Origin of the sequence: Shewanella sp. 10N.261.52.F9 (assembly GCF_041471165.1) — a bacterium.
Taxonomy (GTDB): domain Bacteria; phylum Pseudomonadota; class Gammaproteobacteria; order Enterobacterales; family Shewanellaceae; genus Shewanella; species Shewanella marinintestina.
Genome location: NZ_JBFRNX010000024.1, coordinates 68,257 through 86,107, shown reverse-complemented (window position 1 = coordinate 86,107; position 17,851 = coordinate 68,257). Strand labels below are relative to the sequence as shown.

The following is a 17,851-nucleotide window of genomic DNA, read 5'->3' as shown; positions in this document are numbered from 1 at the left end:
AAATATTCACCAAGAGGTATTAAGCTTATTTTAAGGCTGCTCAATTTTTGACCTGTGAAGTGATTATTAAGTTAGGCGAATGAGCAAGAAGACGATAATAGCTTTCGATTTTTGCTCACCAGCCCTCGACGCCTTGCATATCTGGAAGTTGATGTGCGATACCCTTATGGCAATCGATACAGGTTTTTTCACCGCTTTCTAAAAAGGTGGAATGCATTTTGGCTGCGCGATCTGATTGACGAGTGAAATCCATATAATCGAATTCGTGACAGTTACGGCATTCGAGTGAGTTGTTGGCTTTTAATCGTGTCCATTCTCGCTGCGCCATCTCTTTACGATGGGCTTCAAACTTCTCAGGCGTATCAATGGTACCTACTAGATAGGCCCAAACCTCTTTTGACGCTTGCATTTTTCGGGCGATTTTATCGGTCCACTTATGCGGAACATGACAGTCATGGCAAGTGGCACGAACGCCACTACGATTAGAGAAATGGATGGTTGGCTCCATCTCTTGATAAACATTTTGATGACAACTGCTGCAAAACTCTTCGGTACTCGAAAGCTCTAACGCCGTATTAAACGCCCCCCAAAAGATAACCCCAGCGACAAAGCCCCCTATCACTAAAAAGCCTAAGCTATAATGAACGCTTGGTTTTTTAAGCACTTGCCATATTTTATTGAGAAAGACTTTTAGCTTCGCCATAGTAATTCCTTTTTGTCGTCAAACATTGTTTTGCAGCAAAGGCGGATTACAGTCTGTTAAAAATACTGTTTAAAATCATAAACCTTTAAACGTTCCACCCCCTTAGAACACTTAATCAGTATATGTTCAAGCTAGCCTACCTGCTCAACATTTAATCTAAACCTATTAATTACTACCTCGAACGATAAGGATTAGATCACTTTTAATTTCTTTAAAGATCACTGTTTGAGAACGTGCAGGAAAGAGACTGAAAGCAAAGAGACAATGAACACGAGATATGATTTTTTAGATACAAAAAAGCGCACCTAAAAAGGTGCGCTTCATCTGTAAACAATAAAGCGAATTACACTTGCGCGATTTGATTCAGAATACGCTTTTCTGAGATTGGATAAGCCGTACCTAGCACCTGGGCAAAACAGGACACTCGATACTCTTCAATCATCCATCTAGCTTCAATCAAAGCATCTGGCACAGGTTGTGACTTAGGCAAGTTCGCCATTTGCGCTTTAAGCAGCTCTTGTACCTTATTAACACTCAGCATATGAATGCGGTCGCGGTTAGGGTCAACAGGTAGCTTCTCTAAGCGGTTTTCAATGCCTTTTAGGTAACGGTTCAAATCACCAAGACGTTGCCAACCAGACTGCTCAACAAAGCCTTTAAACACTAATTGGTCTAACTGGCTTTGAATATCACTCATCGCAAACGCAATATCTAAGCTAATTTTTCCCTTAAGGCGTTTTTTAGTACGATTGTAAATCGTCAAAATCTCTTCGACTTTTAAGGCAATCTTTTCGGCCGTAGGGTTAAGCTCTTGTCTCACCCAATCTTTAGCTTCAGTAAAGGCGCTTTCTGAGCGAACATCAATGCCCTTCTCATCCAGTAGCTGCTGCACTGCCGCAGATAGAATGTCATCAATTAAGATATTCACCTGACCAAAAGGATTAAAATACATCGCAAGCTTTGCCTTGTTTGGCAGTGACTTTTGCAAATGTTTTACCGGCGATGGAATGTTCAGTAATAGCAAACGCTGTAGACCAATACGATGCTGCTTTTGCGCTTCAAATTCATCATCAAATAATTTGATCGACACGCTGGTTTTATCATCCACCAGCGCAGGAAACGCTTTAACTTCGAAGTTGCCCTTCTTTTGCTCAAACTGTTTAGGTAAATCGCCAAAGGTCCATTGCTCTAGCCCTTTTTTCTCAATACCTGAGTCAGCAACGCTGCGAATAGCCTGCACGACTTGGCCTTGCATACTCGCCTTTAATGGCTCTAACTCGCGCCCTTCTGCAAGTAATTTCCCCTTGTCACCTTCGATCTTAAAGTTAACTAAAAGATGCTTGGCTAGCTGAGAAGTATCAAAATCTTCTGGTAAAATCCGTGTTCCGCTCATACGCAACAGCTGTTTGCACATGGCATCGATTAAAGGTAACTCAAACGGTGTCATCGCCTGTAAACAGGCTTTGGCATAATCTGGTGCAGGCACAAAATTACGGCGCAGTGCTTTTGGTAATGACTTGATGAGTGCAATACACTTTTCTTCACGCAAGCCCGCCACTATCCAGTCAAAATCACTTTCATCAATCTGGTTAATCAGCGCGACCGGAATATGCACAGATACGCCGTCATCAGGCAGCGATGGCTCAAAATGATAACTGACTTTAAGCACCAAGTTGCCTTTGTGCCATTTCTCGGGGAAATCTAGTGCTGAAATATGCTCGCTACTGCGCTGCATCAAGCTTTCACGCTCAAAATCTAATAGATCAGGCGTGGACTTTTTAGCCGCTTTCCACCATTTTAAAAACTTTGGTGCGTTATATATACCATCAGGGATCTTCGGCTCATAAAACGCATATAAGGCTTGTTCATCAACCAAGATATCGCGGCGGCGCGACTTATGTTCAAGTGATTCAATGTCGAGCAATAGCTTCTGGTTGTTAATAAAGAAGGCTTCGTTAGTACGTAACTCACCATCAGCCAGAGCTGAGCGAATAAAGATTTCACGCGCTTCGACGGGCTCAACTGGACCATATTGTACTTTGCGGCGATTAACAATTTGTAAGCCATACAGTACTTGGTTTTCAAGTGCTACCACCGAGCCTTGTTTTGATTCAAAGTGTGGCTCTACGTAATTCTTTTTCACTAGATGCGCCGCTAGCGGCTCAACCCATTCAGGTTGGATTTTGGCGCAGCAACGGGCAAATAAACGCGATGTTTCCGTCATCTCTGCCGCCATGATCCATTTAGGACCTTTTTTAGCTAGAGGGGAGCCCGGGAACACAAAGAACTTACGGTTACGAGCGCCAAGATACTCGTTATCTTTATCTTTAAAACCGATATGGCTTAATAGACCGGTTAATAACGAGCGATGCAAGCCTTCATAATCAAGCTCATCGCTTGGCGAGTTAAGCTTCCACTTAAGCTCATGGGTCGCTTGCCTTAGCTGGGTGTACAAGTCTTGCCATTCGCGCACCCGTAGATACGCTAGGAACTCCGCCTTACATTGCTTTCTAAACTGGCTACTCGACAGCTCTTTCTGGCTTTGTTTAATGTGATCCCACAGGTGTAACCAAGAAACAAAGTCTGAATCTTTATCGCTATATCGATTATGTGCCTGATCGGCTGCTTGCTTCTTGTCCATTGGACGTTCACGAGGATCTTGAATAGATAGACCCGCAGTGATCACTAAAGCTTCATGTAAGCAACCGTTTTGCTGAGCTTCTATCACCATACGCGCTAAACGAGGATCCACCGGAATATGCGCTAACTGACGACCAAGCTGAGTTAAGTCGAGTCTGCCCTTCTTTTTCACTACCGCTTGTAACTCTTCTAGCAGCATAAAACCGTCACGAATGTAACGCGAATCAGGCGGCTGAATAAACGGGAAGCCTTCAATATCGCCTAAGCCAATCGATAGCATTTTTAGAATAACTGAGGCTAAGTTAGTGCGTAAAATCTCTGGATCGGTAAAGCCTGGACGCGAAACAAAATCATCTTCGCTATATAGACGAATACAAATACCCGGCGCGACACGGCCACAACGGCCTTGACGCTGGTTAGCACTTGCCTGAGAAATCGGCTCAATCGGTAAACGCTGTACTTTAGTGCGGTAACTGTAGCGGCTTATACGTGCAGTACCTGGGTCAATAACGTAGCGAATACCAGGTACCGTCAATGAAGTTTCGGCAACGTTTGTCGCTAATACAATGCGACGACCGACATGGCTCTTAAATACTTTTGATTGCTCGCCATAAGATAAACGCGCGTATAAAGGTAAGATCTCGGTGTCACGATAATTACGACGATTTAGCTGCTCAGCCACATCACGAATTTCGCGCTCACCATTCATAAAGATGAGAATGTCGCCTAGGCCTTCTTGCATCAGCTCATCGGTCGCAGCAAAAATGCCATCAATCAAATCAAGATCGTCATCTTTGTCTTGCACTAATGGGCGGTAGCGAGTTTCAACCGGATAAGTACGGCCTGACACTTCTATCACAGGCGCGTTATTAAAGTGTTTTGAAAAACGGTCAACATCAATGGTTGCCGAGGTAATAATCACTTTAAGATCCGGACGCTTGCTCAATACGTTTTTCAGATAACCCAAAATGAAATCGATGTTAAGACTGCGCTCATGCGCTTCATCGATAATGATAGTGTCGTATTGATTGAGATATTTATCATTAGTCAACTCAGCCAATAAAATACCATCGGTCATCAATTTGATGTATGAGGTATCGTTAATGGCGTCAGCAAAACGAACTTTAAAGCCCACGGCTTCACCTAATGGTGTGTTCATCTCTTCAGCAATACGCGTTGCAACACTTCTTGCAGCTAGGCGGCGTGGCTGAGTATGACCAATCAGTCCACGTGTACCTAAGCCTAGCTCTAAACAGATCTTGGGTAACTGTGTGGTTTTACCTGAGCCGGTTTCACCGGCAACAATCACCACTTGATTGTTAGCAATGGCGGCTGCAATCTCATCGCGTTTTTGCGATACAGGTAGGCTGTCTGGATAAGTAATACTTGGGCGGTTCGCTAAACGCTGCTCCACTTTTTTACGTGACTCAAGCGCGACAGTTTCAAGTTTTTCAAGCGTGGCGGTTTTCTTGTCTGAGTCAGGCTCTTTTCGAAGCCTAAACAGACGACGCCTAATATAGGCAGCGTCAGCTTCATAACAGTGTTTTAAGAATGCGTTAGATAAAGGATGCTGTTGCGAACTCAAGTGCAAATTCCATAGCCAAGACGAAAGAAAGTGATCCTAGCAAGGAACGCTGACGGTTGGTATAGCTGACTTAAAATACTTTACCTCTATCTCTAGGTTATCGGTAATTTAAATTTAGGATTGGTGTTTCTCTAGGCACAAAAAACACAAAAACGCATTTACTGCCCTTTTGTGTCTTATGCTTTTAATAAATGTAGTTGTACTTAACCTGTTATTAAATGAGTTCGTTTGCTATCCTGCAGCGCAGTAAACTAGGCCGGCGTTAAATAACATTGCTGCATATAGGTGTTAATGGCTTGCAATACATTGGTTCGATTGATAGTACCGATGACTTTACCTTCTTCAACAACCGGATATACCTTAGGCTTAGGGCCAAGCATTTGTTCTGCTAACAGAAGCACACTGGTACTCGGTGTTACTGATAGCACATCGGTGCGCATACAATCTTTAACAATCGCAGTTAAATCACAGTGGTAACTACTTTTAAGCATTGCCGCTAAACAATCTTGCTGCGATAAAAAGCCCACTAAAGAACCGTCAGCTTCAACTACTGGTGCACCGAGTTTTTTATTATCAAGCAGTTTTTCAACCGCTGTGGCCAACGACATAGTTGGCGTTAACAATACAGGTTGACGATCCATATGCTCTTGTACATTTATTGAATCCATTTCGTTCCCCTATTTGGTTGTTCTATCGTTAGTTTAGCTAAGAATGAACAACAAGGGTGTGGATTAAACCGATAAGCTTAATCGCCCAAAAGAAAATTTAAAGGGTATGTCAAACAGAACGCAAACTCAGCAAAACAAATGGCGCTTACATCAGCTCAAAATTACAGAGTTCTACAATACTAGAACAACTTCAAAATGAAGCAATCACTACACATTTTAAGCGCTTAAATGTTTAGAAAGAAAAGTGGCCCCAAGTGTTGTCTGCAGACTGATAGCATATATAAGCTGTATTATTGGTATTTAGCTGAGGTAATAAATTCACTAAATGTCTCACACCACACTATTACAGTATTATATTTTGACACTTGAATACCTTGGGGCATTTTAACTGTAAAGTGATTAAAGGTTGTAACAGGACCAACGAAAATCATATTGGCTTTCAATCGCTTAAAATCAGTTTCAGTTTCAACAAATTCCGGTGATAAATAAAGCCTATAATCTGGCCCAGGCGCAAGGCTTCCTACTAATGTAATATGCTCCTGACCAACCAATATCTTCCCTTCTCCCCAGTGAAAATAATCACTGTCTTTCAGGTCTTTTTTGAAGGTCCCTACATACTGTGCTTGAGAAGATAGCGTTGATAATTCAGCGACTGTTGGTGATGCTGGCGCAATAAGAATAGGCAATATATAAATGCCTAAAGCCACTCCAAATAAACCTATAAGCAAGTGGCTTATTAACAGTAATATCATTTTCTTTAACTTCATATCTTTGCCTTTTTTAAAAACGTCCGACAACTCTAATATAATGAAGTAAGGCTGATTATGTCACGACTAAACAACAAGCACGACTGACTTTGTTAATCTGAATCCAATCGCTTGTTAGCATACTCTGCACTGAACCTATCATTAGCTTAACCTCTGCACCACCAAATAATAAGTAACCTCAAAAGATACCTATAAAATGTTCTTAGGTAAGATTAAAAGTAAATGATGACAATTAGAAGGTGGTCATTCAACGACAGCAACTAGTTACTACAAATTCCAGCGACAAAAAAACCGAACAGCGTTAACGATTCGGTTTTTAGATTTAGCATATTGCTTAAAAGCAAATTACTTACAAAGCGGCTCTCTAAAGCTAACGCCTGTATCCCAAGGTTGTTCAATCCAGGTATCTTGAGCAATATCGACAATGTAATCATCAACAAGTGGCTTACCCGCTGGCTTAGCACATACGGTAACGAACTTAGCTTTAGGATAAATTTCGCGCACGATTTTAGCTGTTGAGCCACTATCCACCAAATCATCAATTACGATGAAGCCTTCACCATCTCCCGGTGCTTGCTTAATGATTTTAGTTTCTCTTTGATGATCGTGATCGTAGCTTGAAATACAGATGGTATCTACATGACGAATACCTAACTCGCGAGCCAGAATTGCAGCTGGTACCAAACCGCCACGGCTAACAGCAATAATACCTTGCCATTGCTCGACAGGTAGTAAACGTTCGGCCAATTCACGGGTATAACCTTGCATTTGATCCCAAGTGATCAGAAATTTTTTGCTCATGTGCAACCTTTTTATGCGAGTACGCTATTTTGAGGGGGAAGAGATTGCGCGGCATTTTGGCTTTTTATTCATAGTCATACAAATAAATATTAGTGAGCTATTTCACAGATTTAGACTTCGCCTAAATTAGGCTCACTTTACAACACCACCAAAGTATAAGCCGTTACACTATAAGACTAATTTTATAAATAATTATTAACTAATATGGTGAGTTAATGCTAGATATGCCCCGTAAAAAATAGCTCTGCTAGATAGTAACGGTAGACGACGAGCTGTTATTTTGAGCGTACTATTTTTGGTTAAGAACGATTAACTCAAATTAATCGCTTTGATTTGCTGGTACTTTTCTAAAACGCCATTACGGTTTAAGCCACGTTTTACATTACTACAAAGCTTACCAAATCGGCGAATGTCATCAAATTGTGGCACATTACCGTTAGCAATTGCACTTTCCCAATAGCTAAGTTCGGTATCTACCAACTCAAGTAACTTTTTAGGGCAGCCTAAACAATTTCCATCAGGTCCACAAACAAAGGTCTCAGACTCATATAGCGGGAACTCTTGTTTAACCTGCTCAATAATTTGCATCATGGCAGTTGCTCTATCGGGCTTTTTAGTGGTGCAGATTTGAGCTTTCATGGGCATGACGGCTTTGATTAAAAGTAAGGTAATGAGGCCAATGATTGCGTTTACGTACCTCGTTACCCACATTATAAACCTTTAGTAAGTATTTAATTAGTGAATAACAATTTAAATTGAATGGTCAACAAAAAAGCCCTAATATCCAAAGAATTAGGGCTTACTCACGTACCATCTAGCTTAAGTTAAATTATAAGTCAGACCATATCATTACTTGAGCGGGTTCGTTGTTTTTACGCGTTGCGCGGTACATACCTTCGGTATTAAAAGGTGTCGCGATATTGCCGCGATGATCAATAGCAATAACCCCACCTGTTCCACCTGCAGTTATTAAACGCTGATTAATCACTTCATCTGCCGCTTGAATAATCGATTTATTCTGATATTTAACTTTTGCACAAATATCACCAGCTACGTGATATCGAATAAAATATTCGCCATGCCCCGTTGCGGAAACCGCACATACTCCATTTTCCGCGTAAGTGCCTGCGCCGATAACCGGTGAATCGCCAATGCGACCAAAGCGTTTTGCAGTCATGCCTCCTGTAGAGGTTCCCGCTGCTAGGTTTCCATTTTGGTCAAGTGCAACCGCTCCAACCGTGCCAAACTTGTAATCGAATTCACTATAATCGAGGGCACTTTGTTGATAATTATGATGGCTACTTGAGCCAATACTTGCTTGGTAATCTGGATTAGATTCTGCTTTTTGAATTTTTTCTTTCGCACTTTTTAACTGTTGGTAACGATTATCGGTATCAAAATGGTTAGCAGGTACAAGCTGATATCCCTGAGTTAAGGCAAACTCCTCAGCGCCTTGACCTGACAACATTACATGCGGTGACTTTTCCATCACAGTAATAGCCAAATCAATTGGATTCTTAATATGTTTAACCCCGGCCACTGCGCCAGCATTCATCGTTTTGCCATCCATAATAGAGGCATCTAACTCATGGGCACCATCAAATGTGTAAACAGCGCCAACACCTGCATTAAATAATGGGCTGTTTTCCAGAATATTTATCGATGTTTTAATTGCAACTAAACTATCACCACCCTTGGCCAATACATCATATCCAGCATCAACAGCTTCTTGTAACTTCTCGCGATAGGCTTTTTGCTGTTCAGCCGTTAAATTCGCTTTAGAGATGGTTCCAGCACCGCCATGTATAGCAATAGAAAAAGGTTTTTCATTTGCAGTCACATTTGCTGACAAACCTGTAGATAAAACAACCAACAATGCACTACTCAGGGCCTTATAATTCACAAACCTTCTCCAATTCTATTTATTTGCCCTCTTTGTAACCATTTTCAGCCATAATTACAATCAGCAACTTGCTTGAGTTCACGATTCTAGTGACAATAGGCTGTCCGCATTAAACCAATAATAAGAGTCTGATTTTTGTTGATAAGTTTCTTTCGAGTAACGTTTTCAATCTTGCTGATTGCCTGTCTTACATTGGCAACGTTTTCTGTACGAGCAAAGGATTGGTTAACTCTCGACATAAAAGGTGTCGAGGGCTCGTTAGCGCGTAACGTCAGCGCTCACCTTGGTGCATTACCCGACTCTAGCGTACAACGCCGAGCTTTTATCTTTAATGCTGAAGACAATATTGAAGCTGCTATGCATTCAATGGGCTATTACCACAGTAAAGTGAAGCAAGAAGTCGTTAACAATGACAAAAAACCTTGGGTACTCAAACTCACTATCGATGCAGGTAAACCAACATTAATAAGTTGGGTTGATATCCAAGTAAAGGGAGAGATGCAAACCGATCCTCTTTTTGAAAAATGGCTCAGCACATTAAAAGTGCGCCCAGGTGATCGCCTTAATCAAGGTGTTTATGATGATATCAAATCGCAACTATTAACGCTTGCGCTTGCGCGCGGCTATTTTGATGGCAAGTTTGATAAAGCTGAAATTGTCGTTGACCGAGACTTTAACACTGCAAAAATCGCACTATATTACAACTCGGGCAAACGCTATCACATAGGTGAAGTAACTTTTACTGGCTCGACCCTAGAACCACAACTGTTGCAACAATTGGTACCATTTAAATTAGATGCGCCATACAGTACGGGTAACTTGGGCCAGTTAAATAGGCAGTTATTAGACACTGGCTACTTTTCAAATATAAAAGTTCTCCCTTTGGTTGATCAGGTAGAAGGCATACAAGTACCTGTTAGAGTAGAATTAAGCCCTAGACCTAACCATTCTATCGAGCTCGGATTAGGTGCAGACATTGGTAACACCGTAGACAATAATCTTGAGCCTCGAGTGCGAGTCACTTGGCGGACACCGCAAATTAACAAGTATGGCCACTCTCAGGAAACCACAGCAGAATGGTCACCAGAAAAGCCAAAATTCTTAACGACTTATACAATTCCATTGACTCATCCACTGGATGACCAATTGAAACTGCGCACGGGTATGCTGCGTGACAAATACGGCGTTACTCAAGTTTATGACGCTGAAGACCGTGACTTTAGTAATACTGGCCAGCTTGAGTCATCAAAAATGTTGTTTGCCGTAATTAGACAGCAACGACTAAAAAACAAATGGTTATTTAACTACTCAGCCGAGATCATGAAAGAGACTTATCAACAGTCCGGTGTTGATTATGATCCTCGCTATGTACTTTTTGGCACCAGCTTATCTAGAACTAGCCGAGGTGATAACTCACTCGATCCTAAATCAGGCTTCTTTCAATTTTATAGTATTGAATACGCAGACCCAGCATTAGGATCAGAGGTAAGACTTGCACGCCTACAATCTAAGTTTAAATGGATTGATACCTTTTTTGATAAACATCGAATTGTGTCGCGCTTAGACATGGCCGCTAACCTTACCAGTGACTCATCATTAGAAAATATACCGCCTTCGCTGCGCTATTTTGCCGGTGGTGACCAAAGTATTCGTGGTTATAGTTATAACGAGCTTGGCCCTTCAATTGATTCAGTCAATGATGAAGGCCAAGTTGTACGTGAAGTTGTTGGTGGACGTTACTTAATGGTCGGTAGTATTGAGTATCAATATTACGTAACCCCAACGTGGCGGGTCGCAACATTCATTGATGCTGGTAATGCTTTTGATGTTAACCAAATAGAATTAATTACCTCGGTGGGTGCAGGTATTCACTGGATCTCACCGATTGGCCCGGTAAAGCTTGATGTTGGTGTCGGCTTAAAAGAAACAGATACCATTAGCCGCCCATGGCGCATTCATATCACGATGGGAGCTGAATTATGATTGCTCCTGAAGATAAAACAAATATGCCGACATCGACTGAAAATAAAAAACCAGTTGCACTCAGCTATCGCCTTAAAATTTGGCGCTGGTTTAAACTATGTAGCCGTATTCTTATTTATGCCCCACTTCTGTTACTAATCAGCCTTGCCGTATTAATTGGTACCGAGTTTGGTAGCCATATTACCGTTAAGCTGGCAGATATGTTGGTGCCAGATCTCGAGGTTAGTTATAAGTCTGGGCAAATAAATCGTCAGTTAGAGCTTAACTATGGCACTTGGCAGATGAATGGTGTAGCCGTAGAGGTCAGCGATTTAGTCCTCGCTTGGAACCCGATGTGTTTAATGCAAAAACAGCTTTGTGTGGAGCAGCTTTCAAGCTCCAAAGTCAATGTTGAGATTGATACTGCGTTAATTGGAACTGATAACAATGACCCATCAACACAAGTTGACACCACCAAAACTCAAGAAGCTGCATCCGTAACTACACCTGATGTGTTGTCCAGTGTGTCGACTGATGACCCATTGGCAAATGTAGTCACTGCAGAGGCGATAGGGCCTGCAGAAACCGAGACGACTGAAGAAAACAAAGAAATCACCCTTCCCTTTGGTATCACCTTAAACAGTAGCGTCCTGCAACAAGTGACTGTACGCGTTAATGATATGGACTTTAATGCAAACCAATTAAACTTAAGTGCTGAATGGTTATCTACGGGGATCCGTGCCAGTTCTGTCTACGCCGAAGGTCTATTGGTTTCTATTCCTTTATCTAACCCAACAAATACTAAAACAAATACTGGCAATAAGATTGAAAGTGCAGTAACACAAGAAACCGGTAGTACAACTAACAAAGTAGATCTAGCCAAAGACTGGGCAATGGCAAACCTACCTGAAGTCTTCATGCCTATCCCTGTATTTGTTGAAGCCTTAGATATAGACAATGGAGATCTAATTCTTGGCCCAAGAAAGGATCACTTTAGCAAGTTACATTTAAGCGGAAGTTACCAGCAGTTTCTCATCAATATCGACGATTTTAGTGCTAGTCATAGCTACGGAGATATTAGACTGTTAGGGCAAATGTCTCTTCTCGATGATTATCCTATGGATATTCATTCGACGATATCACTTGAAAAAGTGAAAGAGATTCCTGGACTAAACAAACAACATTTAACGGTCACGGTTAACCAAGGCTTTAACGAACTTAAAAGTCATATTGTTGGTAGCGGCCAGTTTGATTTCGACCTTACTTCAAATATCAAACTCGCAAACTCAAAGATCCCTTACAGCTTAAATTTAACCGCAAAAAAATTACAATGGCCTCTAGAGAACCCAGACTTTATTGCTGAAAATATCAGAATGGTTAGCCAAGGTGATTTAGCTGAGCAACACGTCAATTTAAAAGGAGACTTTTCGTCACCTTATCAACCCAAATTAGATATAGATACTGTATTTAGCCACACCAATGCACAACTAGTGTTTGAAAAACTCCACGCCTATAACAGTGCTCTTGGTGATTTGGTGATACAAGGCAAATTTGATTATGCAGACCAATTAAAGTGGAACGCGAAAATCGCAGCGCAAACATTCGATATAAGTCAATTAACATTATCAAAAGACAACCCTCTTCCTGCTAGCGACATTAGCGGCCCGATTAATAGCTCAGGGAAATATAGTCTGCTCGATCATACTTGGTCAGTAAACCTAAACAATGCCGATCTCTATGGTCATGTAATGCAATACCCTCTCAATGTCGTTGGTGATCTCGCTATCAATGACAAGTGGCATTTAAGTTCTGATGGACTAAATGTTAACGCACTGCAAAGCCGTTTATTTATACAAGGTGAAGTTGAAAAAAATTGGTCACTTAATGGGGAACTAACCGTACCGGATTTAAGTTTATGGCAGCAAGATGCTAGCGGGACTATCAATGCTGATATCAATGTTTCAGGCGAGAATGAGCACCCTGATATTGAAGTCGCACTGACTGCAACAGATCTTGAATTTCAGACTCTAGAACTTGAAACCATGTCTGTGAATGGACATTACAAACCATTTGATAACCAAGCATTCAATGCTCAAATGGACTTATACAATTTTAAGTACCAAGATCTTGAACTCAACGACGTAACACTAGCAGCAAAAGGTGATCTCGCTGCGCAGTCATTAAAGCTTGGAACAACAGGCGAGCTAGCACTAAATAGCCAGATAGTAAGCCAGTATGATCAAAAATTACATCGTATTGAGGCTCAAATAAAGAGCCTATCGTTAGCTTCAAAGCTTGGATCGGTGGACCTCGACACTCCCTTAGAAGGGAGTTATCTGATAGATAAGCAGAGTGGTACTTTACAACCATTTTGTTTATCTCACTCAGGTGGTAAGTTATGTGCAAAACAAGACATCACCCTTGGTTTAAGCGGCCAAGCTGCGCTGGAGTTTGTTGGTGATCTGGGCAAATTAGCTGAACCATGGTTGCCAGAAAGTATTGATTGGACTGGTCCCGCTATACTCACCTCAAACATCCAATGGTTTGCAGACCGTAAACCAATTGGTAATGTCGATCTTCAGCTAACTGAAGGCAAGATCGACTTTAAAGCCACCAATAACAGTAATGTTGCGGTTGGCTATAAATCACTGCAACTTAGAAGCCGCCTAGATGAAAAGCAACTATTGACTTCACTTGCTCTTGAGTCTAATAAAATTGCAACATTGGATGCCAACCTTGGTATTAATGTTACACCAGATAGACAAATGGATGGCAAACTAGCGCTGCAGGAAATCAACCTGCAAGCCCTAGCTGTTCTGCTTCCAGAACTTGAAGTTTTAGAGGGGATAATATCCAGTGAACTCACCATTGGCGGAAGCCTAAGCGATCCAAAAGTTTCGGGGAAAATAGCCTTAAATAATGGCTCGATTATGGCAACAGCAAACCCAACGCTACTTGAAGATATCGATCTTGATTTTATCTTTGCAGGTAAAAAAGCCCAAATAGATGGCGAGTTAAAAATGGGCAAAGGTCAGGCCTTTGTTGACGGTCAATTAGACTGGGCTGAGCGCAAGTTAAAAGGTAGCTTCGATATTAAGGGTAAAGACTTAGCCGTCATTCAGCCCCCACTCGCCATTTTGAACGTCGGTACAGATCTAAAAGTTAAGTTCACCAATGAATCTTTTGATATCAGTGGCGATATTAATGTGCCTTCAGGGAAAATCACCATCGTACAGTTGCCTGAAGGAGGTATAGCCGTTTCCAAAGATGTAGTTTTTGAAGATAGCTTAGCTTCTCAAGAAACCAAAGTGTCACCACTCGCTGTATCTGCTCAAGTTAATTTAAATGTAGGTGACGACTTACGAGTTGACGGTATGGGCCTTACCGGAAAGCTATTAGGTAAATTAGAACTAAAACAAGATCCTTTCAGGCCACCTTTGTTATTTGGTGAAATAAAAGTTGTCGATGGCAATTATAAATTTATGGGACAAACCCTTGAAATACGAGCGGGTGAGATGCAGTTCATTGGCCCTATAGATGTGCCAAACCTTAACATCGAAGCAGTGCGTGAAATTAAAGATGAAGATGTAATAGCAGGTGTTCGCATTACAGGAACACCATTGAAACCTGTTGTTAACCTTTTCTCAAACCCAACCAAAGAACAGGCAGAAATTTTAAATTATATTGTCCGTGGTACAGGACTTAGTAATAACAGTGTCGACCAAAACAGCGGCCTAATGATGGGCGCGGCATTAACCTTAAGTAGTCAAATTGGCGGCGGTGCAATTGGCAATATTGGCAATACGGCAACCGGAATTATTGAAAAAATTGGTTTCTCTAACGTACAGCTAGATGCCAATGACGATGGTCGCTTTGCAATTAGTGGTTTTATTGGCGAAAAATTAATGGTCAAATATGGTGTTGGAGTATTTAATCCTGGCTATGAGATGACTGTGCGCTATTACTTACTGTCTCAACTCTACTTAGAAACCGTATCAGGTACCATAGAACAGTCTTTAGATATTTATTACAGCTTTGATTTATAGCGTTTAGATAGTGACGCATTTTAATCGTCACAAAAAAGCCATCTTAAATGATGGCTTTATATATTAGCGGCTGTGATAACAGATTGAACTATCTAACTTAAGTATCTGAGTGTCCGAGATTTTCTGGCATATTATCTCGCAAACTTTGCCACATCATGCCACTGTTAATACCGTATGTGCGCATTAATGCTGGTACATCTACGTAGTTTTTATCAACCGCTAATGCTTGTAGCTGCTTATAAAACTCCATAGCCAAGGCTCGTGCTTCTGGGCTTGAAAAATAATAACGCCCTACTCTGCTGTATAAGCCTTTAAAGCCGTTTAAGATCAATACATAGAGTGGGTTTCCTGAGGAAAATGCTAAAGTATGCTGTAACTCATAATCGAATTCCGCATACGCTTCAGCATTATCTTCTAACGCATCAAGCTCAGATAAAGCCGCAACGGCTTTATCTGGATTATTACGAATTGCACCTCTAAAATAGATAGCGCTCACACTGCTACGCGCAGATAACAATTGATCGACTAGCTCAGGAAAACCATCAGGGTTAAGTTCTGCTATGGTCTCAAGAATATTTAGACCTGATGTTTCCCAAAAATTATTCACGCGAGTTGGCTTACCATGCTGGATAGTCAACCAGCCGTCTCGTGCTAAACGCTGCAATACTTCTCGTAACGTTGTGCGAGTTACGCCGATTAATTCAGACAGCTCTCGCTCAGCAGGAAGAATAGAGCCTGGAGGAAACTTATTTTCCCATATGGATCGTACAATATACTTCTCTGCAAAACTTGCAGGGCCTTTGGCATTGATGATCATGTGGCTACTCTATCCAATTATTAGTGTTGTTCTGGGACAGATCATACCAGAGCCATGAAAAATGAAAACCAAAACAGCGCGAATTGATAGTGACTAAATACAGAAACGGGCTAGACCGCTCATTTTTTACGCTAACAGGCCATTTTAAATGACATTTTTTTGATATAGATAGCTGTTTCGTCATTATGGGCTTTTTAAGTTTTCAAAAAGGTTTTATCTTTAGCATCGGCTTAATTATAGCTGGTAGCAAATTTCATTAAAATGTTGTTATTAGCAACTATATATAGATATCAAATAGAGAGGATTCCATGCCTGTGACAATGAGTCGGGCGTTTCTTGACAACTTCTTGGGTAATTCACCAAAGTGGTTCAAAATCGCGATCATATCGTTTTTAGTGATCAACCCAATCGTATTTTATTTTAATCCGTTTGTGGCTGGCTGGCTGTTAGTTGTTGAGTTTATCTTCACTTTAGCAATGGCCCTAAAATGTTACCCACTTCAACCAGGTGGTTTATTAGCGATTGAAGCTGTCGCCATTGGTATGACATCGCCTAGCCAGGTGCTGCATGAAATCGAAGCAAACCTTGAAGTAGTCCTATTATTAGTCTTCATGGTTGCTGGTATTTACTTCATGAAGCAATTGCTACTATTTGTATTTACCAAGATGATCACTAAGGTTCGTTCTAAAGTAGCGGTATCTTTGTTGTTCTGTATTTCATCTGCATTCCTATCTGCATTCTTGGATGCGTTAACAGTTATCGCAGTTATTATTACAGTTGCAGTTGGTTTCTACTCTATTTACCACAAAGTGGCATCAGGCAAGAGCTTTGGCGACAGCCATGACCACACCTCTGATGGTCAAAATCAGTTATGTGAAGAAGAACTAGAATCATTCCGTGGTTTCCTACGCAACCTACTTATGCATGCCGGTGTTGGTACTGCATTAGGTGGTGTTTGTACCATGGTTGGTGAGCCACAAAACCTAATTATTGCTGCGCAAGCTAACTGGCAGTTCGCTGAATTTGCTATTCGCATGTCACCAGTAACTGTACCAGTATTCTTTGCTGGTATTACGACGTGTTTCTTAGTAGAGAAATTCAAAGTATTTGGCTATGGTCAGCAACTACCTGAAGCGGTTCATAAAATCCTTTCAGACTACGATGCTCATGAAGATGCTAACCGCACTAAACATGACAAAGTTAAACTACTAATCCAAGCAGTTATTGGTGTGTGGTTAATCGCAGGTCTTGCGCTACATTTGGCTTCAGTGGGCTTAATCGGTCTATCTGTAATTATTCTAGCAACTGCATTTAACGGTATCACTAACGAACATGCACTTGGTAAAGCTTTTGAAGAAGCGTTACCTTTTACAGCACTATTAGCCGTTTTCTTTGCGATCGTTGCAGTAATTATTGATCAGCAATTGTTTGCACCAGTTATCCAGTGGGCACTAAGCTATGAAGGTAACACTCAGTTAGTTATTTTCTACATCGCTAACGGTCTGCTTTCAATGGTGAGTGATAACGTATTCGTGGGTACGGTATACATTAACGAAGTGAAATCAGCGCTACTTAATGGCCAAATTACTCGTGATCAGTTCGACCTACTAGCCGTAGCTATCAATACAGGTACTAACCTACCTTCAGTTGCAACGCCTAATGGTCAAGCTGCGTTCCTATTCTTGCTAACATCAGCAATCGCTCCACTTATCCGCCTTTCTTACGGCAGAATGGTGTGGATGGCACTGCCATATACGATCGTTTTATCTATCGTTGGTGTTCTTGCTATTCAATTAGGAGCGTTAGAACAGATGACTCAATACTTCTATGACAGTCAAATGTTAATCCATCACTCTGCTCAAGCAGCTGTAGGTGGTGTAGTATCATCTCATTGATAAGCCTTATCTGAACTATTTATTAAATAGTTAGTCATATAAAACGCCCTATTCAATAGGGCGT

11 protein-coding genes are annotated in these 17,851 nt (G+C 41.3%); 3 read left to right on the top strand and 8 right to left on the bottom strand.

The window, feature by feature from the left end:
* Window positions 1–115: 115 nt before the first annotated feature.
* From AB4298_RS16610 to AB4298_RS16580, 7 genes are all read right to left on the bottom strand, one after another.
* A complete protein-coding gene (locus AB4298_RS16610; protein ID WP_371987550.1) occupies window positions 116–703 on the bottom strand; it encodes a NapC/NirT family cytochrome c in 588 nt (195 codons plus the stop codon).
* A 343-nt stretch (window positions 704–1,046) separates the two neighbouring features.
* Window positions 1,047–4,928 (bottom strand): ATP-dependent RNA helicase HrpA, encoded by a 3,882-nt coding sequence (hrpA, locus tag AB4298_RS16605; RefSeq protein WP_371987548.1) that lies wholly within the window; start codon window positions 4,926–4,928, stop codon window positions 1,047–1,049.
* Window positions 4,929–5,179: 251 nt separating this feature from the next.
* Complete coding sequence (locus tag AB4298_RS16600; protein ID WP_248997378.1) at window positions 5,180–5,596, bottom strand: CBS domain-containing protein; 417 nt, start codon at window positions 5,594–5,596, stop codon at window positions 5,180–5,182.
* A gap of 290 nt (window positions 5,597–5,886) precedes the next feature.
* The gene (locus tag AB4298_RS16595) at window positions 5,887–6,363 is read right to left on the bottom strand and encodes a DM13 domain-containing protein (RefSeq protein ID WP_248997379.1); all 477 of its coding nucleotides are present in this window, start codon (window positions 6,361–6,363) and stop codon (window positions 5,887–5,889) included.
* A gap of 345 nt (window positions 6,364–6,708) precedes the next feature.
* Window positions 6,709–7,164 carry a xanthine phosphoribosyltransferase gene (gene gpt / locus AB4298_RS16590; protein ID WP_248997380.1) on the bottom strand — a complete coding sequence of 152 codons (456 nt, stop codon included), beginning with the start codon at window positions 7,162–7,164 and terminating at the stop codon, window positions 6,709–6,711.
* A gap of 309 nt (window positions 7,165–7,473) precedes the next feature.
* The gene (locus tag AB4298_RS16585; RefSeq protein WP_371987547.1) at window positions 7,474–7,803 is read right to left on the bottom strand and encodes a hypothetical protein; all 330 of its coding nucleotides are present in this window, start codon (window positions 7,801–7,803) and stop codon (window positions 7,474–7,476) included.
* Window positions 7,804–7,993: 190 nt separating this feature from the next.
* Window positions 7,994–9,067, bottom strand: coding sequence for an isoaspartyl peptidase/L-asparaginase family protein (locus AB4298_RS16580; RefSeq protein WP_371987546.1), 1,074 nt, complete (start codon window positions 9,065–9,067; stop codon window positions 7,994–7,996).
* 135 nt (window positions 9,068–9,202) lie between these two features.
* Between AB4298_RS16580 and AB4298_RS16575 the strand changes: the two genes are divergently transcribed.
* Together AB4298_RS16575 and AB4298_RS16570 are read left to right on the top strand one after the other, a co-directional pair.
* Complete coding sequence (locus AB4298_RS16575; RefSeq protein WP_371987545.1) at window positions 9,203–11,050, top strand: autotransporter assembly complex protein TamA; 1,848 nt, start codon at window positions 9,203–9,205, stop codon at window positions 11,048–11,050.
* Complete coding sequence (locus tag AB4298_RS16570) at window positions 11,047–15,075, top strand: translocation/assembly module TamB domain-containing protein (RefSeq protein WP_371987544.1); 4,029 nt, start codon at window positions 11,047–11,049, stop codon at window positions 15,073–15,075. The genes AB4298_RS16575 and AB4298_RS16570 overlap by 4 nt, the downstream gene beginning before the upstream one ends.
* 97 nt (window positions 15,076–15,172) lie before the next feature.
* Here the strand turns inward: AB4298_RS16570 and fadR are convergent, their stop codons facing one another.
* A complete protein-coding gene (gene fadR, locus AB4298_RS16565) occupies window positions 15,173–15,892 on the bottom strand; it encodes a fatty acid metabolism transcriptional regulator FadR (protein WP_248997384.1) in 720 nt (239 codons plus the stop codon).
* Between the two features lie 308 nt (window positions 15,893–16,200).
* Between fadR and nhaB the strand changes: the two genes are divergently transcribed.
* Window positions 16,201–17,787 (top strand): sodium/proton antiporter NhaB, encoded by a 1,587-nt coding sequence (nhaB, locus tag AB4298_RS16560; RefSeq protein ID WP_371987543.1) that lies wholly within the window; start codon window positions 16,201–16,203, stop codon window positions 17,785–17,787.
* Window positions 17,788–17,851: the final 64 nt, after the last annotated feature.